The organism is Micromonospora sp. NPDC093244, assembly GCF_040683695.1.
In the GTDB taxonomy this organism is placed as follows: domain Bacteria; phylum Actinomycetota; class Actinomycetes; order Mycobacteriales; family Micromonosporaceae; genus Micromonospora.
Map to the genome: position 1 here is coordinate 114,981 of NZ_JBFBEO010000007.1, position 22,358 is coordinate 137,338.

The 22,358-nt window shown below is 70.6% G+C and carries 18 protein-coding genes and 1 pseudogene; 7 read left to right on the forward strand and 12 right to left on the reverse strand.

Annotated elements, in window-relative coordinates:
- Together sucC and AB0N27_RS26665 are read right to left on the reverse strand one after the other, a co-directional pair.
- Positions 1 to 1,179 (reverse strand): ADP-forming succinate--CoA ligase subunit beta, encoded by a 1,179-nt coding sequence (sucC, locus tag AB0N27_RS26660; RefSeq protein ID WP_364375348.1) that lies wholly within the window; start codon positions 1,177 to 1,179, stop codon positions 1 to 3.
- A gap of 432 nt (positions 1,180 to 1,611) precedes the next feature.
- On the reverse strand, positions 1,612 to 2,016 hold the full coding sequence (locus tag AB0N27_RS26665) for a cobalamin B12-binding domain-containing protein (protein WP_139584684.1): 405 nt from the start codon (positions 2,014 to 2,016) through the stop codon (positions 1,612 to 1,614).
- Between the two features lie 411 nt (positions 2,017 to 2,427).
- Between AB0N27_RS26665 and AB0N27_RS26670 the strand changes: the two genes are divergently transcribed.
- Together AB0N27_RS26670 and AB0N27_RS26675 are read left to right on the forward strand one after the other, a co-directional pair.
- Positions 2,428 to 3,135, forward strand: coding sequence for a M23 family metallopeptidase (locus tag AB0N27_RS26670; protein ID WP_354824075.1), 708 nt, complete (start codon positions 2,428 to 2,430; stop codon positions 3,133 to 3,135).
- A 262-nt stretch (positions 3,136 to 3,397) separates the two neighbouring features.
- Positions 3,398 to 4,159 (forward strand): M23 family metallopeptidase, encoded by a 762-nt coding sequence (locus AB0N27_RS26675; protein ID WP_364375353.1) that lies wholly within the window; start codon positions 3,398 to 3,400, stop codon positions 4,157 to 4,159.
- 103 nt (positions 4,160 to 4,262) lie between these two features.
- Here the strand turns inward: AB0N27_RS26675 and pcrA are convergent, their stop codons facing one another.
- Positions 4,263 to 6,668 (reverse strand): DNA helicase PcrA, encoded by a 2,406-nt coding sequence (pcrA, locus tag AB0N27_RS26680; protein WP_139584687.1) that lies wholly within the window; start codon positions 6,666 to 6,668, stop codon positions 4,263 to 4,265.
- 272 nt (positions 6,669 to 6,940) lie between these two features.
- Between pcrA and AB0N27_RS26685 the strand changes: the two genes are divergently transcribed.
- The gene (locus tag AB0N27_RS26685; RefSeq protein WP_364375356.1) at positions 6,941 to 7,330 is read left to right on the forward strand and encodes a chorismate mutase; all 390 of its coding nucleotides are present in this window, start codon (positions 6,941 to 6,943) and stop codon (positions 7,328 to 7,330) included.
- 132 nt (positions 7,331 to 7,462) lie between these two features.
- Here AB0N27_RS26685 and AB0N27_RS26690 read toward each other — a convergent pair whose 3' ends face one another.
- The 5 genes from AB0N27_RS26690 to AB0N27_RS26710 all read right to left on the reverse strand — a co-directional run bounded on the left by AB0N27_RS26690 (position 7,463) and on the right by AB0N27_RS26710 (position 13,198).
- Positions 7,463 to 8,476: a dipeptide ABC transporter ATP-binding protein gene (locus AB0N27_RS26690; protein ID WP_364375358.1), complete on the reverse strand. Its 1,014-nt coding sequence runs from the start codon at positions 8,474 to 8,476 to the stop codon at positions 7,463 to 7,465.
- Positions 8,469 to 9,497 carry an ABC transporter ATP-binding protein gene (locus AB0N27_RS26695; RefSeq protein WP_364375656.1) on the reverse strand — a complete coding sequence of 343 codons (1,029 nt, stop codon included), beginning with the start codon at positions 9,495 to 9,497 and terminating at the stop codon, positions 8,469 to 8,471. Before AB0N27_RS26695 ends, AB0N27_RS26690 begins: the two co-directional genes overlap by 8 nt.
- A 26-nt stretch (positions 9,498 to 9,523) precedes the next feature.
- The gene (locus AB0N27_RS26700) at positions 9,524 to 10,489 is read right to left on the reverse strand and encodes an ABC transporter permease (RefSeq protein ID WP_364375361.1); all 966 of its coding nucleotides are present in this window, start codon (positions 10,487 to 10,489) and stop codon (positions 9,524 to 9,526) included.
- Positions 10,482 to 11,408: an ABC transporter permease gene (locus AB0N27_RS26705; RefSeq protein ID WP_364375364.1), complete on the reverse strand. Its 927-nt coding sequence runs from the start codon at positions 11,406 to 11,408 to the stop codon at positions 10,482 to 10,484. The genes AB0N27_RS26700 and AB0N27_RS26705 overlap by 8 nt, the downstream gene beginning before the upstream one ends.
- Positions 11,409 to 11,557: 149 nt before the next feature.
- The gene (locus AB0N27_RS26710) at positions 11,558 to 13,198 is read right to left on the reverse strand and encodes an ABC transporter substrate-binding protein (RefSeq protein WP_364375367.1); all 1,641 of its coding nucleotides are present in this window, start codon (positions 13,196 to 13,198) and stop codon (positions 11,558 to 11,560) included.
- Positions 13,199 to 13,324: 126 nt separating this feature from the next.
- On the opposite strand from AB0N27_RS26710, the gene AB0N27_RS26715 reads away from it, so the two are divergent.
- Positions 13,325 to 13,468 carry a hypothetical protein gene (locus AB0N27_RS26715; RefSeq protein ID WP_364375370.1) on the forward strand — a complete coding sequence of 48 codons (144 nt, stop codon included), beginning with the start codon at positions 13,325 to 13,327 and terminating at the stop codon, positions 13,466 to 13,468.
- A 400-nt stretch (positions 13,469 to 13,868) separates the two neighbouring features.
- Here the strand turns inward: AB0N27_RS26715 and AB0N27_RS26720 are convergent, their stop codons facing one another.
- The 3 genes from AB0N27_RS26720 to AB0N27_RS26730 all read right to left on the reverse strand — a co-directional run bounded on the left by AB0N27_RS26720 (position 13,869) and on the right by AB0N27_RS26730 (position 17,161).
- Positions 13,869 to 15,017, reverse strand: a complete 1,149-nt coding sequence (locus AB0N27_RS26720) for a Cys-Gln thioester bond-forming surface protein (protein ID WP_364375373.1) — start codon at positions 15,015 to 15,017, stop codon at positions 13,869 to 13,871.
- 192 nt (positions 15,018 to 15,209) lie between these two features.
- Positions 15,210 to 15,896, reverse strand: a complete 687-nt coding sequence (locus tag AB0N27_RS26725; protein WP_364375659.1) for a response regulator transcription factor — start codon at positions 15,894 to 15,896, stop codon at positions 15,210 to 15,212.
- Between the two features lie 2 nt (positions 15,897 to 15,898).
- Positions 15,899 to 17,161, reverse strand: a complete 1,263-nt coding sequence (locus AB0N27_RS26730; protein WP_364375376.1) for a PspC domain-containing protein — start codon at positions 17,159 to 17,161, stop codon at positions 15,899 to 15,901.
- A 157-nt stretch (positions 17,162 to 17,318) separates the two neighbouring features.
- On the opposite strand from AB0N27_RS26730, the gene AB0N27_RS26735 reads away from it, so the two are divergent.
- The 3 genes and pseudogenes from AB0N27_RS26735 (at position 17,319) to AB0N27_RS26745 (ending at position 21,095) form a co-directional block, all read left to right on the forward strand.
- Positions 17,319 to 19,076 (forward strand): PspC domain-containing protein, encoded by a 1,758-nt coding sequence (locus AB0N27_RS26735; protein ID WP_364375379.1) that lies wholly within the window; start codon positions 17,319 to 17,321, stop codon positions 19,074 to 19,076.
- Positions 19,073 to 19,255: pseudogene (locus tag AB0N27_RS26740) on the forward strand (hypothetical protein); the annotation flags it as partial. The gene AB0N27_RS26735 and the pseudogene AB0N27_RS26740, both read left to right, overlap by 4 nt.
- A gap of 586 nt (positions 19,256 to 19,841) precedes the next feature.
- Positions 19,842 to 21,095 carry a phosphatidylserine decarboxylase gene (locus AB0N27_RS26745; RefSeq protein ID WP_364375382.1) on the forward strand — a complete coding sequence of 418 codons (1,254 nt, stop codon included), beginning with the start codon at positions 19,842 to 19,844 and terminating at the stop codon, positions 21,093 to 21,095.
- A 59-nt stretch (positions 21,096 to 21,154) separates the two neighbouring features.
- On the opposite strand, the gene AB0N27_RS26750 is transcribed toward AB0N27_RS26745, so the two are convergent.
- Entirely contained in the window at positions 21,155 to 22,090 is a 936-nt protein-coding gene (locus AB0N27_RS26750) for a CDP-alcohol phosphatidyltransferase family protein (RefSeq protein ID WP_364375662.1), read from the reverse strand.
- Positions 22,091 to 22,358: the final 268 nt, after the last annotated feature.

Here is a 22,358-nt window from a genome sequence, read left to right on the forward strand (position 1 = left end):
TCAGACCCCCGCAGCTGCCAGCTCGGCGGCCCGCTCGGCCGCGCCGTCCATGGTGTCCACCCGCTGTACGAGCGGGTTGTTCGCGCCGTCCAGGATCGCCCGGCCGGCTTCGGCGTTGTTGCCGTCGAGGCGGACGACGAGCGGCTTGGTGACCTGCTCGCCGCGCTGCTCCAACAGGGCCAGCGCCTGGATGATGCCGTTGGCGACCTCGTCGCAGGCGGTGATGCCGCCGAAGACGTTGACGAAGACGCTCTTCACCGCCGGGTCGGAGAGCACGATCTCCAGCCCGTTCGCCATCACCGCGGCGCTCGCGCCGCCGCCGATGTCGAGGAAGTTGGCGGGCTTGACGTTGCCGTGCCGCTCACCGGCGTACGCGACCACGTCGAGGGTCGACATGACCAGACCCGCGCCGTTGCCGATGATGCCGACCTCGCCGTCGAGCTTGACGTAGTTGAGGTCCTTCTCCTTGGCGGCCTGCTCCAGCGGGTCCACGGCGGCCTGGTCGACCAGGGCCTCGTGGTCCGGGTGCCGGAACGCGGCGTTCTCGTCCAAGGTGATCTTGGCGTCGAGTAGCAGCAGCCGACCGTCGCCGTTCTTCGCGAGGGGGTTCACCTCGACGAGCGTGGCGTCCTCGGCGACGAACGCCTGCCACAGGCCGACGGCCACCTCGACGACCTGGTCGGCGACCTCGGCCGGGAAGCCGGCGGCGGAAACGATCTCCCGCGCCTTGGCCTCGTCCACGCCGGTGTTCGCGTCGATCGGCGCCTTGACCACGCGATCCGGGGTCTCGGCCGCGACCTGCTCGATGTCCATACCGCCGGCGACGCTGGCGATGCAGAGGAAGGTGCGGTTCGCCCGATCGAGCAGGTACGAGAAGTAGTACTCCTCGGCCACGTCCGCCGTCACGGTGATCATGACCTTGTGGACGGTGTGACCCTTGATGTCCATGCCGAGGATGTCGGTGGCCCTGGCCACCGCCTCATCCGGACCCTCGGCCAGCTTGACGCCGCCGGCCTTGCCTCGTCCGCCGACCTTCACCTGCGCCTTGACGACCACACGACCGCCGAGGCGTTCGGCGATCGCGCGGGCCTCCTGAGGGGTAGTGGCGACGCCGCCGGCCAGCACGGGCAAGCCGTGCCGCTCGAACAGGTCCCGCCCCTGGTACTCGTACAGGTCCACGATTGCGCGTCCCGTCCCGTCTCCGCGGCGCGCCGTCGCGCCGCCACCAGCGTTCAGAAAACAGTTTGACGCCTGTCATCACTTGACACAGGCCATTGGCCGCAGCCTAGCGAGGTGGGCACGGCCGGCAACCGAGCGGGTGCACGGTGTGCGGTAATGCACAACCCGGCCGTACGCGGGGCGGGTTTCGGTGCCCGACACGCAGGGTGTCAGCCGTCCGGGCGATGTTGCCGGGGGTGCGTAACCCGCCTGACGGGGCGTCGTTGAGTCAGGTGTCGGAGCGCTGCACAGCGCGATGACGGGAGACGGCCGATGCCCTGTCGGTCGAGGGGTGGCGGCGGGGCATCGTGCATAGAGGGGCCGGACGTGTGAGGGGTGCGTCCGGCCCCTCCCCCGTGCCCGGACCCGCCCGTCGACCCGCGCCGGTACGTGTCAGGCGACCGGCTGCGCCACGTTCTCCCGGACCCACTCGACGATCGCCTGAGTGGTGGCCCCCGGCGTGAAGATCTTGGCGACGCCCAGCTTCTCCAGCTCGGGGATGTCGCCGTTGGGGATGATGCCGCCGCCGAACACGACGATGTCCCGCGCGTCCCGCTCGCCGAGCAGCTCCAGGACGCGACGGAAGAGCGTCATGTGCGCGCCGGACAGCACGGAGAGGCCTACCGCGTCGGCGTCCTCCTGGATGGCTGTCTCCACGATCTGCTCCGGAGTCTGGTGCAGACCGGTGTAGACGACCTCCATGCCGGCGTCACGAAGGGCGCGCGCGACGACCTTGGCGCCCCGGTCGTGGCCGTCCAGGCCTGGCTTCGCGACGACGACCCGAATACGAGAGCTCATCAACGCACACCTTTCACCGGCTCCACGGCCTTCACCTGAACGAACGGTAACCCGGCCGACCGGGCCCGGGAAATCCGGGCCGGGAAACCCGCCGGGCGCGACTCAGCCGGGGCGAGGCCCGGCGGCCCTCGCCGTCAAGCCGGACGACTCCGCCGGACCGGTCACGCTCGGCGACGAACGGGCAGTAACAGGGGCACCGTTCGACGGTGCGATGCATGACAATCAGGGACGCAAACGGACAGATCGACACGCCAATTATTCGCTCTGGCTTGTGACTCGCCTGGTGGTTGGCTAACGTGTCCACGGTTGTCATCAGGTCCATGGACGGGTGACGACGCGGTCAGCGGACGTTCAACGAAGCTTCACGAACGCCCACCGGCCGCTTCGGAACCCCGACAACGGAGGGTGTGCGTGCGCCAGCGCCTGTCGTCTGAGCCCGATCGATATCGCGGTCGCCGCCGCGTACCCACCCCACCCCGCAGCCGCTACGCCGCGGTCGTCACCACGGCGTTCGTCGGAGCCGGCATCGTCGCGCTCGGCGCGAGCGCCCTGCCGGACGCCAAGGACGTCAGCCCGTCGGTCCTCGACGAGCTCAAGCAGGCGTCGGTCACCAGTCAGGACGCCGCAGCCCGCGCCGACAACGCCGACCGCGCCTCCCGGGACAGCCGGGGCAAGGAGGCGGCCGAGCGCGAGGTCTGGCTGCTGCCGCTGCAGGGCTACGACTTCAACTCCCCGTACGGGCTGCGCTGGGGCAAGATGCACACCGGCGTCGACCTGGTCGTCCCGGAGGGCACGCCGTACGTGGCGGTGCACGACGGCCTGGTCACCAAGGCCGGCTGGTTCGGCGGGTACGGCAACGCGGTGATCGTCCAGCACGCCGACGGCACCGAAGCGATCTACGGCCACTCCTCGGCGGTCACCGTGAAGGAGGGGCAGCAGGTCAAGGCGGGCGACCAGCTCGGTCTGGTGGGTCAGACGGGCCACGCCTACGGCGTCCACCTGCACCTCGAGCTTCATGTCAAGGGCCAGCCGATCGACCCGGTGCCGTTCCTCCAGGAGCGCGGAGTGGACATCAAGCTGCAAGTCGAGGCAATCTACAGCGAGGTAGCCGCGTCCTGACGCTGCGTATCGACCGTTGACCGCCCGGATCTGTCGATCCGGGCGGTTTTCTTTGACGCATGTCTGCTGGGTCACACGGCCGGCTGTGACCGACGGCACCACGCCACATGATCACAATTACGGACGGAAGACCGCAGGGCGGGACGTATCAGGACAGCGCGCTGCCGATCCGCTGGACGGTGGTCCGGTCCCGGTACCCGGCCCGAGCCGACCCGACACCAGTATTTCGAGGTCAAGTGCCCCTCGACTGTGAAGGTCCGCCGTGCAGGAAGACAGCCCCGTCCAGAACGAGAACACCCCCGACACCACTGTCGAGCAGCCGCAGCGCCCCGGCCGGCGGAACCGCCTCATCGTGCTCGGCGCGGCCGCCGCTGTCGCGCTCGGCGTGGGCGGCGTCGCCGTCGCCACGACCGGCCCGGACCGCCCGGCACCCACCGCCGTCTCCGCCGACGCACAGTCCCGCGCCGAGGCCGCCAGCCGCGCGGACCGCTCGGCCCGCGAGTCGAGCGCGCCCTCGTCGGCCAGCCCGAGCGTGAGCCCGTCCACGGCCAGTGCCAGCCCGACCCCGACGAAGACGGTCACCGCGAAGCCGAAGCCGAAGCCGAAGAAGACCACCAAGCCGACTCCCGCCTGGGTCGACCCGATGCCGGGCGCCTCGGTCACGTCCTGCTACGGACAGCGCTGGGGCACCCTGCACGCCGGCATCGACCTGGCACTGCCCTCCGGCACGCCGATCCGCGCCGCCGCGGCCGGCACCGTCACCCAGGCCGGCGACGCAGCCGACGGGTACGGCAACTCCGTCTTCGTCGACCACGGCAACGGATACCTCACCCACTACGCCCACCAGAGCCGCATCGCGGTCACCGTCGGCCAGAAGGTCAAGGCCGGCCAGGTCATCGGCTACGAGGGCGCCACCGGCGACGCGACCGGCCCGCACCTGCACTTCGAGGTGCACCAGGGAATGTGGAACCAGATCGACCCGGCCCCCTTCATGCGCACCCGGGGCGTCAACCTGGGCTGCTGACCCCCGCCACTCCTGCGCCGATCTTGCACTTTCTGCCGTGACACAAGGGGCATACCCACCCCTGTCACCCACCGAAAGTGCAAGATCGGCGCGGTTCTGGGGGTTAGAGCTTGTCGATCGGGGCGTGGCGCAGCACCAGCCACATGGTCTGGTCGCCGAAGTCGATCTGCGCGCGGGCACCCGGGCCATGGCCCTCGACGGCGAGCACGCGGCCCAACCCGTACCGCTGGTGGTTGACCCGGTCACCGGCGGACACCTTCGGCCCCTGCGGCAGCTCACTGGCCGTGGTCAGCCGGCTGGCGTCTACGCCGAGCCGCTGGGCCAGCTGCGCCGCCTTCGGCGTACCCCCGGTGAAGGTGCCACGCACGCCTGGCGCGCGGTCCGCGCGACCGCCGACGCCGCCGCCCCCGCCAGCCCACGAGGTGTACGAGCCCTCGGTGCGCTCCCAGTGCACCAACTCCGTCGGCAGCTCCTCCAGGAAACGCGACGGCGGGTTGTAGGCCGGCTGCCCCCAGGCCGAGCGGGTCACCGCCCGGGAGAGGTAGAGCCGCTGCCGGGCACGGGTGATGCCCACGTACGCCAGACGGCGCTCCTCCTCCAGCTCGCGGGTGTCGCCAAGCGAACGCAGGTGCGGGAAGACGCCGTCCTCCAGCCCGGTCAGGAACACCACAGGGAACTCCAGGCCCTTGGCGGTGTGCAACGTCATCAGGGTGACCACACCCTGGTGGTCGGGGTCGTCCGACGGGATCTGGTCGGCGTCCGCCACCAACGCGACCTGCTCCAGGAAGCCGGCCAGGGTGGCCCGCTCGCCGTCGTCGCCTGTCGCCTCGATGCGCTCGGTGTACTCCCGGGCGACGCTCACCAGCTCCTGGAGGTTGTCGACCCGGCCGGCGTCCTGCGGGTCCAGGCTCTCCTCCAGCTCGGTGAGGTAGCCCGAGCGGGTCAGCAGCGCCTCCAGCACCTCCTCCGGGGTGCCGGTCTCGGCCAGCTCACGGGCGCCGTCGAGCAGCGCCACGAAGTCGGCGATGCCGTTGGCCGCCCGGGTGGAGATGCCCGGCGCCTCCCGGGCGCGGCGCAGCGCCGCGCCGAACGAGATCCGGTCGCGGCTGGAGAGCGCTTCCACGCACGCCTCGGCGCGGTCGCCGATGCCCCGGCGAGGGGTGTTCAGCACCCGCCGCAGGCTCACCGTGTCGTCGTCGTTGACCACCGACCGCAGGTACGCCAGGGCGTCGCGGACCTCCTTGCGCTCGTAGAAGCGCACCCCACCGACCACCTTGTACGGAAGGCCGACGCGGATGAACACCTCCTCGAAGACGCGGGACTGGGCGTTGGTGCGGTAGAAGACCGCGACGTCGCCCGGTCGGGTCTCGTCGGCGTCGACGAGTCGGTCGATCTCGCGGGCCACCCAGTCGGCCTCGGCGTGCTCGGTGTCGGCGACGTACCCGACGATCCGCTCGCCGGCACCGGCCTCGCTCCACAGCCGCTTCGGCTTGCGGGAGGTGTTCCGGTCGATCACCGCGTTGGCGGCGTTGAGGATCGTCTGGGTGGAGCGATAGTTCTGTTCCAGCAGGATCGTCCGCGCGTCGGTGAAGTCCCGTTCGAACTCCAGGATGTTGCGGATCGTCGCGCCCCGGAACGCGTAGATCGACTGGTCGGCGTCACCGACCACGCACAGCTCGGCCGGCTCCAGGCCGTCGGTGCCGGACACCAGCTCCTTGATCAGGACGTACTGGGCGTGGTTGGTGTCCTGGTACTCGTCCACGAGCACGTGCCGGAACCGCCGCCGGTAGCTCTCCGCGACGTGCGGGTGGGACTGGAGCAGGTGCACCGTCGTCATGATCAGGTCGTCGAAGTCCAGCGCGTGCGCCTCGCGCAGCCGGCGCTGGTAGAGCGTGTACGCCTCGGCGAGGGCCCGCTCGTTGGGGCCGGTGGCCCGCGCGGCGAACTGCTCCGGGTCGACCAGCTCGTTCTTCAGGTTGGAGACCTGGGCGGCCAACCCGCGCGCCGGGTAACGCTTCGGGTCGAGGTCCAGCTCGCGGGCGACCAACTGCATAAGCCGCCGGGAGTCGTCCGCGTCGTAGATCGAGAAGGTCGACTTGAGGCCTGCGTGCTCGTGCTCGGCGCGCAGGATCCGGACACAGGCGGAGTGGAACGTCGACACCCACATCAGGCGGGCCCGCGGGCCGACGAGCGCGGCGACGCGCTCCTTCATCTCGCCCGCCGCCTTGTTGGTGAAGGTGATCGCGATGATCTCCCCGGGGTGGACGTCCCGGGCTGCGAGCAGGTAGGCGATCCGGTGGGTGAGCACCCGGGTCTTGCCGGAACCGGCGCCGGCGACGATCAGCAGCGGCGAACCGGCGTGACTGACCGCGTCGCGCTGCGGGCCGTTCAGCCCGGCGAGCAGCTGCTGCGGATCGAGGCGGACGGCGGACGGCCGGGGCCGGTCCGGGCGGGCCGGCGCGGACTCCGGCGCAGGCGGGGACGCGGGAATGTCGAAGAGAGGATGCATCGCGCAGCAAGTCTATGCCGCCGGCCGGACACTTCCCGCCCGCCGGTCCCGCGTCCGATGCCCTCTGTTGGCGCCGAATCCTTGCGCACCGACCACAGTCGTGGGCATACTCGACGGCGTGATCGCTGCGCGCTACTACTTTTACTACGGCACCGGGAGTCCGGCTGCCGTAGGTCGCGCCTGATCGATCAGACCTGCGAACAGCCCCGGGCTCCTGGAGTCCGGGGCTTTTTCGTCCCGGGTTCCGGGCACCACAGTGCGAGAGGTACCCGATGATGACAGACGTGGTGGAGCAGAGCGGCAACCCGAGCCGACCGGTGGCCGAGCAGTCCCCGGCGAACGGGAGCGAGCCGGCGGTGGTGTCGCCGAGCGGGGACGGCGGGCCGGCCGAGGCACGCACCGGCACGGCGGAGCCGACGGCCGCCGCCCGGATCGTGCAGATCAGGGAACGGATCGACGAAATCGACCACGCGCTCATCTCGCTCTGGCAGGAGCGGGCGACGCTGTCCCAGGAGGTAGGGGTCACCCGGATGGCCTCCGGCGGGACGCGGCTCGTGCTCTCCCGGGAGCGGGAGATCCTGGAACGCTTCCGGACCGCGCTCGGCGCGGACGGCACCCAACTGGCACTGCTGCTGCTGCGGGCGGGTCGCGGCCCGCTGTGAGGGGCCCGACGGCGTCGTGGGCGTCCGACCCAGCCCGTCGGGTTGCCCCGGGGGGACCGGTCGCGCACGGCGCCGTACAGACGGAACCGCCTGCCGTCGTCGTACTGACGTCGGCAGGCGGTTCCGGGGACCTCACACCTCGTGCGTGGCGACGATCTCGCGCTTCTCGGCGAAGTGGCAGGCGCTCGGGTGGTCCGAGCCCTGCCGGACCTCCAGCAGCGGGACCTTCTCGGCGCAGACATCCTGCGCCTTCCAGCAGCGGGTCCGGAACCGGCAGCCCGAGGGCGGGCTGATCGGCGACGGCACGTCACCCGTGAGCCGGATGATCGTCTTGTTGTGCCGCTGCGTCGGGTCCGGCACCGGCACGGCGGAGAGCAGCGCCTGGGTGTACGGGTGCGTCGGCCGCTCGTAGATCTCGTCCTCGGTGCCGATCTCGACGATCTTGCCGAGGTACATGACCGCGACCCGGTCCGACAGGTGCCGGACCACCGACAGGTCGTGCGCGATGAAGACGTACGACAGCCCGAACTCGGACTGCAACTGCTCCAGCAGGTTCATGACCTGGGCCTGGATGGAGACGTCGAGCGCCGACACCGGCTCGTCGCAGACGATGACCTCCGGGCGCAGCGCCAGGGCGCGGGCGATGCCGATGCGCTGACGCTGACCGCCGGAGAACTGGTGCGGGTACCTGTTGATGTGCTCCGGGTTGAGCCCGACCAGGTCGAGCAGCTCCTTGACCTTGCTTCGCCGGCTGCCCCTCGGTGCCACCTCCGGGTGGATCTCGAAGGGCTCACCGATCAGGTCGCCGACGGTCATCCGCGGGTTCAGCGAGGTGTACGGATCCTGCATGACCAGCTGGATCTGCCGACGCAGACGCCGCAGCGCGCCACCGGACAGCTTGGAGATGTCCTGGCCCTTGTAGACCACGCTGCCGGCGGTCGGCTTCTCCAGGTTCATCAGAACCCGGGCGAGTGTCGACTTGCCGCAGCCGGACTCGCCGACCACTCCGAGCGTCTCACCGGCACGCAGGCCGAACGAGACCCCGTCCACCGCCTTGACCTGGCCGACGGTCTTCCTGAACACCACACCCTGGGTGACGGGGTAGTGCTTGACCAGGTCACGGACCTCGATGATGTTCTCAGTCACGGTTCACCAGCTCCTCGGCGAAGTGGCAGGCGCTGGCCCGGGCGTTCCCCACCTGCAGCAGCGGCGGGACCTTCTCCCGACACACCGGCTGGACCATGGGGCAGCGCGGGTTGAACGGGCAGCCCGGCGGGATGTTCATCAGGTTCGGCGGGAGGCCCTTGATCGTCCGGAGCTGCTGCCCCTTCTCGTCCATCCGCGGGATCGAGTCGATCAGACCCATCGTGTACGGGTGCGCCGGCTTGGCGTACAGGTCGTACACGTCGGCTTCCTCGACGATCCGGCCCGCGTACATGACCGCGATCCGGTCCGCGACGTCGGCGACCACGCCGAGGTCGTGGGTGATCAGGATCATGCCCATGTGCCGCTCACGCTGGAGCTCGGCGAGCAGGTCCATGATCTGGGCCTGCACGGTCACGTCGAGCGCGGTGGTCGGCTCGTCCGCGATCAGCACCTCCGGGTCGAGCGCCAGCGACATCGCGATCATCGCGCGCTGCCGCATACCACCGGAGAACTGGTGCGGATAGTTGTTGAACCGGCCCTTGGCGTTCGGGATCTTGACCTGGTCGAGCATCTCGATCGCGCGCTTCTTGGCCTCGGCGCGGCCCAGGCCCCGCCGGACGCGGAACTGCTCGGCGATCTGGAACCCGACGGTGAAGACCGGGTTCAGCGCGGAGAGCGCGTCCTGGAAGATCATCGCGATGCCCTCGCCGCGGATGCGGCGGCGTTCCTCGCTGGACATGCGGAGCATGTCCTTGCCGTGGAAGCGGACCTGCCCACCGGTGACGAACCCCGGGGGCGTGTCCAGGATGCCCATGATGGTCTGCGCCGTGACGCTCTTACCGGAGCCGGACTCGCCGAGCACGGCGAGGGTCTCCCCCGCGTCGACGTGGTACGTGACCCCGTTGATGACCTTTGCGACGCCGTCCCGGGTGCGGAACTCCACCCGCAGGTCGTCGACCTCGAGCAGCCGGCCGGAGGGACGTCCGGACCCGCCGGATCCCGGCGCGGACTGCTCGGACACGAGAATGTCGGACAACTGGATCTCCCCTAGCGGAGTTTCGGATCGAGGGCCTCGCGGACCGCCTCACCGAGCATCACGAAGCTCAGCACTGCGGTGACGAGGAACGCGGCGGGGAAGAACACCAGCCCCGGCGCGACCCGGATGAACTGCTGCCCGTCACTGATCATGATGCCCCAGGACACCACAGGCGACTTCAGGCCGACACCGAGGAAGGACAGCGTCGCCTCGGCGCCGATGAACGAGCCGACCATGATCGTGCCGTAGACCAGCAACGGGGCCAGGCAGTTCGGCAGCAGGTGCTTGAGGATGATCCGGCCGGTGCCGGCACCCAGCGCCCGAGCCGCGACGATGTAGTCGGCCTCCTTGGTGGCGAGCACCGAGGAACGCATCAGCCGCATCACGACCGGCCAGCTCAGCACGGTCAGGGAGACGATGACGAGGCCCATGATCTCGGCCTTGCTGTTGCTCGTGCCCGAACCGTTGAACGTGGTCAGGATGACGATCGCGCCGAGCACGAACGGCAGGCCGAAGAACACGTCGGCGATCCGGCTGAGCAGACCGTCGACCCAGCCACCGCGGTAGCCGGCGATGATGCCCATCGTGCCACCGACCAGCAGGGTGCCAAGTACGGAGAGCACCGCCACCACGATGGAGGCCCGCGCGCCGTAGATGACCCGGGCGTAGACGTCCCGGCCCTGCACGTCGTAGCCGAACCAGCCGTTCGCCGACGGCTTGTCGAGGCTGCGGGACAGGGAGCCGTTGACCGCGTCGCCCGGAGCGAACAGCGCCGGGAAGGCCGCCATCAGCAGGAAGACGACGATCAGCGTGGCCGAGATCCAGAACAGCGGCTTGCGCCGAAGGTCCCGCCAGGCGTCACCGAGCAGGCCGCGCGGCTTCTCTTTGCTCTGCGGCCCCTGGGTGGCGGGGGCGGGAGAGTCGGTCGGGTGCGCGGCGGGGGTGCTGACGATCGATGCGGTACTCGGGTCACTCATAGCGGATCCTCGGGTCCAGGGCGGCGTAGAGCAGGTCAACCAGCAGGTTCATCAGGAGATAGACCAGCACCAGGACGACCACGATCCCTACCACGGTAGCGCTCTCCTTGGTGACGATCGCGCGGAAGACCTGGCGGCCGATTCCGTTGATCCCGAAGATGCCTTCGGTGACGATCGCGCCGCCCATCAGGGCACCGAGGTCGGTGCCGAGCAGGGTGACCACCGGGATGAGCGAGTTGCGCAGCAGGTGCACGCCCACCACCCGGCGCATCGGGAGGCCCTTGGCGATGGCGGTACGCACGTAGTCGGCACGGCGGTTCTCCGCGATGCTCGTTCGTGCGACCCGGGCTATGTACGCCACTGACGCGCTGCCCAGCACGAAGCCCGGCACGATCAGTTCGGAGAACCGCATCTCCGAGGAGACGGTCGGCTTGATGATGCCCCACTGAACGCCCAGCAGCCACTGGAGCAGGAAGCCGATGACGAAGACCGGCAGCGCGATCAGGAAGAGGGTCGAGACCAGAACGAGGTTGTCCAGGAAGCCGTTGCGCCGAAGACCTGTCAGTACGCCGGCGCCGAGGCCGATGACGGCCTCGATGGCGAGCGCCACCAGGGCCAGCTTCAGGGTGTTGGGGTACGACGTCAGGATGATGTCGCTGATCTCGCGCTGCGAGAACGTCTGACCGAAGTCGCCCTGGAGCAGATTCTTCATGTAGTTGGCGTACTGCACGAAGACGTTCTGGTCGAGGTGGTACTTCTCGGTCATGAACGCGATGTACTGATCCGGGCAGCGACGCTCACCGCACTTGCCGGCGAACGGATCGCCCGGGACGGCCCAGACGAGGGCGTAGATCAGGAACGTCGTACCGATGAAGACCGGCACGAGTTGGAGCAGCCGTCTCAACAGATAACGGCCCATGGGGTGGTCCTCCAGACAGGGGGCGCGTCGGACGGCCGACACGGTGGTGACAACGTGGCGAGTGGAGTGTTGTAACACCCACTCGCGGAACGGCCCCGGGTCGGGCTCACCGGATGTGGCGAGCCCGACCCGGGGTCAGACCGTTCGGATCAGAGCTCGACCGAGGTGATGTCGAGTTCACCGACGTTGTTCAGCTCGAGCTTCTTGATCTTCTCCGAGTGGCCGGACTGCTGGCCGTAGAAGTAGATCGGGATGGTCGGAACGTCCTTGTCGACCAGCTCGACAGCCTTGGCGAACGCCTCGTGCGAGGCCTCCAGGCTCGGTGCGGCGCTGGCCTGCTTGGCGAGCGCGTCGACCTCCTTGTTGCTGTAGAGGCCGTCGTTCGAGGAGCCACCGGTCACGAAGAGCGGGTTGACCCAGTTCTCCACGTCCGGGTAGTCCTGCTGCCAGGCAGCGCGGTACAGACCGGTCATCTTGTGGGCGTTGACGTTCTGGCGGAAGACCGCGAAGGTCGGCACGCCCTCAGCCCGAGCCTCGATGCCGAGGTTGGTCTTGATCTGCTGCGCAACGGCGTCCATCCAGTCCTTGTGGCTGGAGTCGGCGTTGTAGTAGAGGACCATCTCGCCGGTGAAGCCACCGGCCTCGGTCAGCAGCTGCTTGGCCGTCGTCGGGTCGAACTTGCAGGCGGTGCAGTTACCCGGCTTGGCGCCCGGGGTCAGCGGGTTCGCCCAGCTGTCGGCCGGCTTGCGGGTACCGAAGAAGATCTTGTCCGAGATCTCCTGCCGGTTGATCGACAGCGACACCGCGCGACGCAGCTTGGGGTCCTGGAAGCGCTTGTCGTAGATCGGGAACGCGATGAACGCGGTCGACGGCGTGGTGGTCGACAGGCCCCGGTCACCGAGGTCGGTCTTCCACTTGTCACCGGCGAGAGCCGAGGTGGGGATGGTCTCGAGGAAGTCGAGGTTGTTGGCGAGCACGTCGTTGTACGCGGCGTTCTCGTCCTGGTACAGCTTGACGTCGACGTCCTTGATCTTCATCTTGTCGCGCAGGTTGTAGTCGTCGAAGCGCGTCAGCTTGATGAGGACGTTGTCCTCCCACGACACGAACTTCACCGGACCGTTACCGATCGGCTTCTTGCCGAAGTCCTCGGGCTTCATGGTGAAGAAGGCGTCCGGAAGCGGCATGAAGGCGGCGTAGCCGAGCTTGGTCGGGAAGACCGCGGTCGGGGCCGCCAGGGTGACCTCGAACGTCTGCTCGTCGATGACCTTCAGGCCGGACATCTCCTTGGCCGACGGCTCCGGGGCCTTCTTCGGGCCGTCCGGACCGTCCGGGTCCTCGGTGTAGGTCTTGTCGAAGCCCGCGATGTCCGAGAAGAAGGTGCCGTTCTGCGCACCGTTCGGCGAGTAGGCGGCCCAGTTCCAGGCGTCGACGAAGTTCTTCGCCTTCACCTCGGTACCGTCGTGGAACTTGGTACCCTTCTTGATCTTGATCGTGAAGACCTTGGAGTCCTTGGTGTCGATGGACTCGGCCAGCGCGTTGCGCGGGGCCCCACCGTCGTTCGGGTACTCGACCAGGCCGGTCCACAGCCAGTCGACGATCTTGCCGCCGCCGGTCTCCGTGGTGTTCGACGGGACCATCGGGTTCTCCGGCTGGACGCCGTGGATAACGATCGAGCCGTCCTTGCTGGCGGCGGCGTCGCCGTCGCCGTCACCGCTCGAGCAACCGCTCGCGACAAGCGCGGCAGCCGCGCTGAGCGCGATCGCGCTCGTCGCCCGCTTCGAGACTCTCATTCCGAGGGGCCTCCTCTTTCTAACCTGGTTCCGTCGTGGGTTTCACGCACGTTTTGGGGGTGACACCGCCCGACCACCCCGGGGGCGCGGGTCGTCGGGATCACAGGGAAGTTGGAGACACCCCTGATGTTCCGATCCGCCGGGCTGCCCACCGCCGAGGCGTGGCCCTACGCAGGCGACACGGCCACGATCCGCCGTGGAAACAGCGAGGGTCGTGGTCGTGGACCGTACGGGGTGCCACACACCGAGGGTGAGGTGCTGCCACTGTGACACCCACCGGCCGCTTCCGTGAAGGTGCCGTTATCAAGCCGTTAGTTGCCCGCCACGTTGCCGATACTTGAAAAATGATCATAAAGGGGTCGGGTCGGGCAGCCCTGAGCAGGAAATACGTCGACGAACCGGCCAGGACGGCGGTAAGGGGGCGGGCGTCCTGTGAGGTTTCCCGCGCTTCGTCCGGCCTGAAACACGCTCTCGTTATCTGTCCGTCCGGCTGACCTGGGCTTCGTCCGCGCGGCCAAGATCGTCGGCTGGGTGGCCGAGGGCGTCCGGGCTGCTCGTCTGATCCTCGGCGGCGGCGCGCGGAACGGCATCGCGCCGCCGCCGGGGCACGAACGGCACCGGCCCCGACACCGCGCGAGGCGGAGCCGGGGCCGGGTGGAGCCGGAGTGGATCAGGCGGTGAAGCGGACCTTGCGACGGCGGACCATCAGCACGGTCACCGCACCCGCGGCGAGCAGCAGCACGCCAGCGGTCGCCGCCGCCGCGATCGGCGAACCGGTGAGCGGCAGGGCGCCGCCACCGCTGGCCGGCGAGGTGGACGGCGCCGGGCTGGCCGGCGGGGTGGTGGCCGTCGGGGTGCCGGACGGAGTCGGCGACGCCGACACGGTCGGGGTGGGGGTCGGGCTCGACGGGGCCGCCGTGAACGACGCCGCGGCCTTGGCGGTGACCGTCGCGCCGGTGCTACCGCCGAGGATCAGCTTCTGCGCCTTCTTGGTGCCGGTGAACAGGAACACCCGGCCGAAGGAGACCGAGTCCTGCGCGGTGAGCGTCACGTTCACCGTGCCGGCGCCCTCGGCAGTCAGCCAGAACTGCCCGCCGTTGGCGATCGTGGTGACCGGCTTGCCCTCGGCGTCGACGGCCGCGCCGCCGGTGGCGGCGACGGTGATGGCGCCCGCCGGGCCCTTCACCGTGAACGGGCCGGCCTTCGCGCCGACCGTGGCGGTGGCGTTGGCCGGGTCGACGGACAGCTCGGCCCGCGGCTCCGGCTGGTCGGTGGCGTTCTTGACCAGGTAGTCACGGACCTTCGTGATCACCTCGTACTGGTCGCGGGCCAGCAGCCCCTTCTCCCAGGCGCCCAGCTCGATGCCGTCGCTGAAGTGCCAGACGGCGGTCTGGGTGCCGAAGTAGAGCAGGGTCTCCAGCCGCTTCTTGCCGACCTTCGTGTCGACGCCGGCGGCGGCGAGCAGCTTCGCGGAGTCGGCGTTCGGGTAGCCGTGGGTGAGCACCCACTGCACCTTGCCGAGGTTCTTCACCTGGGACTCGTCCCAGGTGCCCTCCTCGTACTTGCCGTCCAGCTTCACCGCGGTGCGGTAGTCGATGCAGAACGCCGGCACCAGCTTGCCGTCGATCTTGAGCGCCAGCGCCGACGTGGTGCGCGGCTTACCGTCGAGCTTCAGGGCCACCTCGGTGCCCTCGACCGCCTTGGCCACACCGGTGGCCGGGGCCGCGGAGGCGGCACCCGCCACGCCGAACGCCAGCGCGCCACCGGCCACGGCCGCCAACGCGACCCGAGCCCAACGTCGTCCTCGTTGTCCGAACATCAAGATTCGCGTACCTCTCCCCCAGGGGTGACCCGCTCGCGCGGGCACACGTGAGCCGCAGCCTCCGCGGGATGCTCAGCACCCACGCGCGGAGACGGGACCGGGGCAGTATGGAGTGAGGGTTGTTCGTTTGTCAGCCCCCGGCAGCGGCATCCGTGGCATCTGCCCCAAATGTCGGGGAAGAGGAATGGATCACACGAGCCTTCGGTCCGCCGCCCAGCGGGAAAGCTCGTAGCGGTTGGACATCTGAAGCTTGCGCAGCACGTTCGACACGTGCGTCTCCACCGTCTTGATGGAGATGAACAGCTCCTTCGCGATCTCCTTGTACGCGTACCCCCGGGCGAGCAGCCGCAGCACCTCCCGCTCACGGTTGGTGAGCTGGTCCAACTCCGGATCGGCGACCGGGGCGTCCGGCCGGGCCGCGAAGGCGTCCAGCACGAACCCGGCCAGCCGCGGACTGAACACCGCGTCACCGTCGGCGACCCGACGGATCGCCGCCGCCAACTCGTCCGGCGAGATCGTCTTGGTCACGTACCCCCGAGCACCGGCCCGGATCAGACCGATCACGTCCTCGGCCGCGTCGGAGACGCTCAGCGCCAGGAACTTGACCTGCGGGTGGCCCCGCCGCATCGCCTCCAGCACCGCGCGTCCACCACCGTCGGGCATGTGCACGTCGAGCAGCACCACGTCCGGCCCGGTAGCGGCGATCCTGGTGATCGCCTCGGCCACGGTGCTCGCCTCGCCCACCACCTCGACGTGGACGCCCAACTCCGCGCGTACGCCGGCCCGGAACATGGCGTGGTCGTCCACCAGGAACACCCGCAGCCGCTCGGGGCGGGCCTGCGCCGGGTCGAGGTGCTCGGTCGGCTGCTCGGCCATGGTCATCTGTTCCTCTCCGCTGCGGACGAGTCCCGGGAGATCGGCAGGATCAACCGGACCTCGGTCCCCTCCCCCGGTCCGGACCGGATCTCGGCCCGTCCGCCGTGCCGCTTCATCCGCCCGATGATCGAGCCGCTGACGCCGTGCCGGTGGTCCTCCACGGTATCCGGATCGAAGCCCTTCCCCCGGTCCCGGACGAAGACGCTCACCTGGTCCGGCTCCACCTCGGCGTAGAGCGAGACGGTCTGCACCCCGGCGTGCCGGGCCGCGTTCACCAGGGCCTCGCGCGCGGCCGCCACCAGCGCGCCCACCTTCTCGTCGGTCTCCCGGTCCCCCACCACTACCGCCTCCACGGTGATCGCGAACGTGTCCTCGACCTCGGCGGCCGCCTGCTCCAGGGCGGCGGCGAAACGCTCGTGCGGCGACGCGGTGGGCTTGTAGAGCCAGTTGCGCAGCGACCGTTCCTGCCCCCGCGCCAACCGCTGGACCGTCTTGACGTCCCCCGCGTTGCGCTGGATCAGGGCCAACGTGTGCAGCACCTGGTCGTGCACCATCGCGGCCAGCTCGGCCCGCTCCTGCTCGCGGATGCGCCCCTCGCGCTCCGAGCGGAGCTGGTTGTACGTCCGCCAGAGCACCGGCGCGGCGACCACGCCGACCCCGGCCAGCCCCACCAGCGCGAAGATCACGCCGTTGATCACCGCGTCGAAGTTCTGTGCCGGCGAGTAGACGGCCGCCACACCGATGATGCCGACGGCGACGAGGATCCCCCCGCCGATGAAGCGGAGCACGAAGGCCCGCCTGTCGCTCTCCTCGACCACCGCACCGAGCCAGGGCACCGGCGTGTCGCCCCACCGTCGGCGCCGCTCGGGTGCGGACTGGTGCCAGATGACACCGGCGCCCACCGCGATGATGGCCACCAGCCAGCCGGCGGTGCCCGCCGCGCCTACCGAGTCGAACACCATCACCTGGATCAGCAGGACACCCAGCCCGATCCCCACGAACGGCAGGAGCTGGGCCACGTCCCGTCGGGGCGGGACGGCGGTGTCTCCGGGACGCAGCGGCACCACCGCCCAGAAGGCCGCGTACAGCAGCAGGCCCAGCCCGCTCAGGCCGAGCAGCACCATGAACGCGACCCGGACGCGCAGCACCGAGATGCCGAGGTGGTCGGCGATGCCGGCGGCGACACCGGCGGCCATCCGATGCTCGGGGGCGCGGTAGAGGCGCGGGGGCGGGATGACGGTGCTGATCGCGGGCTCCCTGGTCACGGTGGCGGGTCGGTCGGGATCGGTGAATCCGATCGTCACACGCTGCGGCGCCCGCGACCACGGGGACGCCCCCGACATTCCGGCCGTCCAGATCTCAGGGTGGGGTCAGGGTCGGGTCCTGAGGTCGCTCGGGCGGACCGCGCAGCAGGATCGAGGCATGACCGAGGAAGCTGCCCAGCCGGCCCGCCCGGGGTCGGCACAGCCGGGCGGTTCATCACCGCCCCCACCAGCCGCCACGCCGTCCGGCTGGGCCGAGCCCACCACGTTCGGCCCGCCCGGCGCCGACCCCACCGCGGCCTTCGCGGGCGGCGGCGGCACGGGCTACCCGCCCGGCACCGGCTACGGGCCGGACACCGGCTACGGCGCGGCCGGGGGCACACCACCCGGTCCGGGCGGTCCCGGTCCGTCCGCGCCTCCACCGCCGCTTGGCGGCGCCGGCTTCACCTCGCGGTACGGCCTGGTCCGACCGCGTGAGGGGCGCTACCTCGCCGGGGTCTGCGCGGCGATCGGCCGGGCCACCAACACCGATCCGGTGCTCTGGCGGGTGCTGCTCGCCGTCCTCGGGTTCTTCGGCGGCATCGGCATCCTGGTGTACGTCGCCGCGTGGCTGATCATCCCGAACGAGGGCGACACGGCATCCCCTGTCGAGTCCATGCTCGGGCGCGGCCGGTCCAGCATGTCGCCGGTGACCGTGATCATCCTGGGCATCCTGGTCGCGGCGAGCTTCGGTTACATCGTCACCGACGCCTTCCGTGCCGTGCTGCTCGGCGCGGCCATCCTGATCGGCGGGGCGCTGCTGCTCAACCGGGACAGCCGGGGGCCACAGCCGGGCGCGCCTGTCGGACCGTCACCTGTCGGCACGCCACCCGGCCCGGTCCCGCCGGTCAGCTGGCCGGCTCCGGCGTACAGCGCGGCGCCTCCCACCGGCCCGTCGGCCACGGTGCCCCTGGCCGGCGCCGACCCGGCGTACGCGACGCCGCCAGCCACCACCCCCACCCAGGCGTACGACGCCCCGCCGGTGGCCGCCACGCAACCGGTCTCCGGGGTGGGAGCGACAGCCGGGCAGCCGTCCGGCACGACGTCCTCGCCGCAGGCGGGCTGGCCGGCGCCCCCGCCCGCCTGGCCGACCACCGGGGCTCCCAGCTCCGGCTGGCCTGCGGCACCGGTGACCGGGGCACCCGCCCCCGGCACCCCGACGGCACCTGGCGGCTACCGGCCCCCGTTCGCCCCGCACGGCCCGTACGCGTCGCCGGCACCGCCCGCGTACCCCCCGCGCAAGCCGCCGAAGCCGCCGAAGCGGCCCAAGGAGCGCTCGCCGCTCGGCGCGGTGACCTTCTCCCTGATCTTCCTGGCCCTCGGTCTGGTCGCCCTGCTCGACCTGCTCGACGTCTTCAACATCGGCGCGTCGGCGTACTTCGCGGCCGCGCTCGCCACCATCGGGCTGGGTCTGCTGGTCGGCACCTGGTTCGGTAGGGCCCGCTGGCTGATCGCGCTCGGTCTGGTGACGGCCGCCGCGCTGGGCACGGCTACCGTCGCCGAGTCGTACGACCGGATCCGGGGTGTCGACGGCGCTGTCACCTGGGCGCCCACCGACTACCGCGACCTCGCCGACAGGTACGAGAACAGCTTCGGTGACGCCGTGCTCGACCTGCGCGGAATCGACTTCGCGAAACGGGACACCCAGGTGACCGTGGCGATCAACTTCGGCCAGGCGACTGTGGTCGTCCCGCCGAACGTGGACGTCACCACGGTGGCCGACGTCAACGCGGGCGACGCCACCATCTTCGGCAACCACTCCGGCGGGCTGGACGGCCGCCTGCGGGAATCCACCGACCTCGGCGCGGACGGTGCCGGTGGCGGGACGCTACGCCTGTACATCCACGTCAATGCCGGAAACCTGGAGGTGACCCGATGAAGGCTCACCGCACCGACCTGGTGTCGTTCGCCTTCGGGCTGGTGTTCCTGGCGCTGTCCGCCTGGTGGCTGCTCGCCCAACTGCTCGGGCTCGCGCTACCGCCTGTCGGCTGGTTCCTGGCCGGCGCGCTGATCCTGATCGGCGTCTTCGGGTTGGTCGGCGCGCTGCGCTCCGGCCGGCCGGCCCAGCCGGAGTCGACAGTCGAGACCGCCGCCACGCAGCCGGTCTCCGAAGCGAACGCGCCCGTCTCCGGGGCGACCACGCCGCTCACCGCGGTCGACGTTCCGACCTCCGGTGCGCCCCTGCCCAGTTGGGAAGCCGAACGCTCCACCTGGGACGCTCCCCCGGCACCGGAGGCGCCGACCGCGGAGTTCCGCACACCGGAGGCGCCGACGGCGGAGTTCCGTACAGCGGAGGCACCGCCCGGCGACGTGATCCACCCGGCGTGGCTGGCCCATTCGCCGCCGGAGCCGGACACCACACCCGTTCCCGATCAGGCCGGCCCGACGGGTGACGAGCCGACCCGGGTCGACCATCAGGTGCCGGCCGCCGACGACCGGCCGGTGGACGAGCGGGGGGCACGGCGCACCGAGCCGTGACGCGACGGGGGCGTCCGCGCCGGCCGCTCGACCGCCTCGGCGGTGTGGCCGGCGCGGACGGGCGCATATGCTGACCAATGGAGATCCCGCCTCCGCCGGCCGGCCCGACCCGCCATGGCGGTCCCGCCGCGATTCCCGTCGCTACCCCGTCAGGAGCCCGTCCGACATGACCCAGTCCCCCGCCGTGCGTACCACCGGTCGGTCCGGTCCGGTCCGTATCGGCGAGCGAGCCGCCCGAACGCTCGTCACCGAGCTGGCCCGGATCAACGATCCCAAGGCCGCCCTGCTGGTCGGGGCGAGCCCGGAGTCCGCGGTGCTGGCCGCCGCGATCGAGGCGCTGCTCCCCGGCGACCGGCTCACCGTGGTGCCCGCCGAGTCGTCCGACGCCAGCCTGCTCCGCGAGCACGTCACCGCGCAGGGCCGTTGGGTGTCCGAGCGGGTGCGCGTTGTCGACTCGCTCGCCGAGGCGGAGGCCGCTGCGGTGGTCATCGCCGGCGAGGCTTTCGCCGGCACCGTGGAGGAGACCCGCGGCGGCGTCGAAGGGCTGGCCAAGTACCTCGCCGACGGTGCGGTGCTGAGCGTGGCGACGACCGCCACTCCCGGCCGCACGGCCGGCGCCGCCGCCGAGCTGGCCCGGCAGGACGCCCTGCACGGGGTCGGCGCCGACCTGGTGCTGCGCAACTCACCTCCGCTGCGGATCTACCGGCTGCGGTTCACCCCGGCCGACCCGGCCACGGCGGCCCGGCTGACCCCGGCGTACCGGCCGTCGAGCGTGCCGCTGACCCGCGGGATGCACATCGACTCCAACGGTGTGGCGGCTGCGGGCATCACGCTGGGCCTGGCCGCGTTGGCCCGGGTGGCGCGCCCGTCGTCGAAGCTGTGGCTGCTGCCCGCGCTGGCCGCCGGCCCGGTCGCCGCGTTCTTCCGGGACCCGGAGCGGGACGTGCCGGAGGACCCGAGCGCCGTGGTCGCCAGCGCCGACGGGCAGGTCCTGTCGGTGCAGCGGCTGCACGACGAGCGCTTCGGCGACGGCGAGTGGCTGCGGATCGCCGTCTTCCTGTCGGTGTTGGACGTGCACGTCAACCGGGCGCCCGTCGCCGGCAAGGTGGTGGACTACTTCGTCGCCGACGGTGGCTTCGTCAACGCCATGAAGCCGGACGCCGAGCACAACGTGGCGGCGTACACGGTGCTGGACACCGCGCGCGGCACCGTGGTTGTCGCACAGCGGACCGGGCTGATCGCCCGCCGGATCGTGCAGCGCGCGCCGATCGGCGCGTTGCTGGCGAAGGGTGAGCGTTTCGGTCTCATCCGGTTCGGCTCGCGTACCGATGTCTACCTGCCGGCCGACGCCGCCGACCCGCTTGTCGGTCCGGGCGACAAGGTCGTCGGGGGCGCCAGCGTCATCGCCCGCTGGCGCTGACCGGACAGAACGAGAAACGGGGCGCCGCTGTTCGCGGCGCCCCGTTCTGCGTGGCTCGATCAGGCGGTACGACGCTGCCGCAGCCAGAGCACCGGCCCACTGACCAGGTAGCCGACCACGATCAGGGCGAACGTGAGCCGGACGTCGACGAGGGCACCGATCACCGGGGCCAGCCACAGCCACGGCGGCATCTTGACCAGGCGGGCGAGCTTGGCGTACGGGAAGCTGGAGACCATCGCGAAGGCGAGCAGCGCCACCCCTGCGACAAGCATCGGACCGGGCACCGGCAGGCCGATCGCCACAGTCACCGCGAGCACCGCGGCGGCCATGGTGGTGGGCACACCGCAGAAGAAGCGGCCGTCCTTCGGTGAGACGTTGAAGCGGGCCAGGCGGATCGCGGCACACGCCGCGACAAGCGCACACGCCACCGCGGCGGCGGCCGTCGACACGGAGCCGGCGAGCGAGGCGTACACCACGACGGGCGCGGCGAGGCCGAACGAGCACATGTCGGCCAGCGAGTCCATCTGTGCGCCGAACGGGCTGGCAACGCCGAGCCGCCGGGCCAGAGCGCCGTCGAGCCCGTCGAAGATGACGCAGGCGATCAGGCACAGGGCGGCGATGCGCACCTCACCCTGCATGGCCAGGAAGATGGCGAGCATGCCGAGCATGAGGCTCGCCAGCGTGCAGGCGTTGACGACGCCGAACTTCATCCGGCGGGCCATCGTGCGCTCACCGGGGAGCAGAGGGATCGACCCGGCCGTGGCCTCGTCGGTGTGCATCATCGGCAACGCCGGGCTGACCGGCATGACCGCCTCGATCTCCGCGCGGGTGGCGTCGATCGGCGGCCGGCTGAGCCGGTCCAGACCGTAGCGGCGGCGCTGCCTGTCGACGTACCGGTGCTCGGGCAGCGCCAGGTCGGTGGTCCGCAGGTCGTCGTCACGGCGACCCACTCGGACCAGCAGCACCTGGCGGGCGAACGTGCTGCTGCGGCGCAACGGGCCCGCCCAGCGACGCCCTGCGGGGCGCGGACTGTCAGTCGTACGACGCCGGCGCCATGGGGCTCTCGGCACGTTTCCTCCATCACCGGATCGGCTGGCCCGCCGTGGGCGGGGTGTCCGGCTGTCTCGTGCCGGACCTTCATGGCCCGGCAGCCGTTTTGCGGAGTACACCATCGCATAGGGGAACAGGACTTGGCGATAGCTGCCGGCGGTACTTCCATCTGGCTTAAACCGCGCGAACCGCTCTCTTATTCCCATCCCGGGC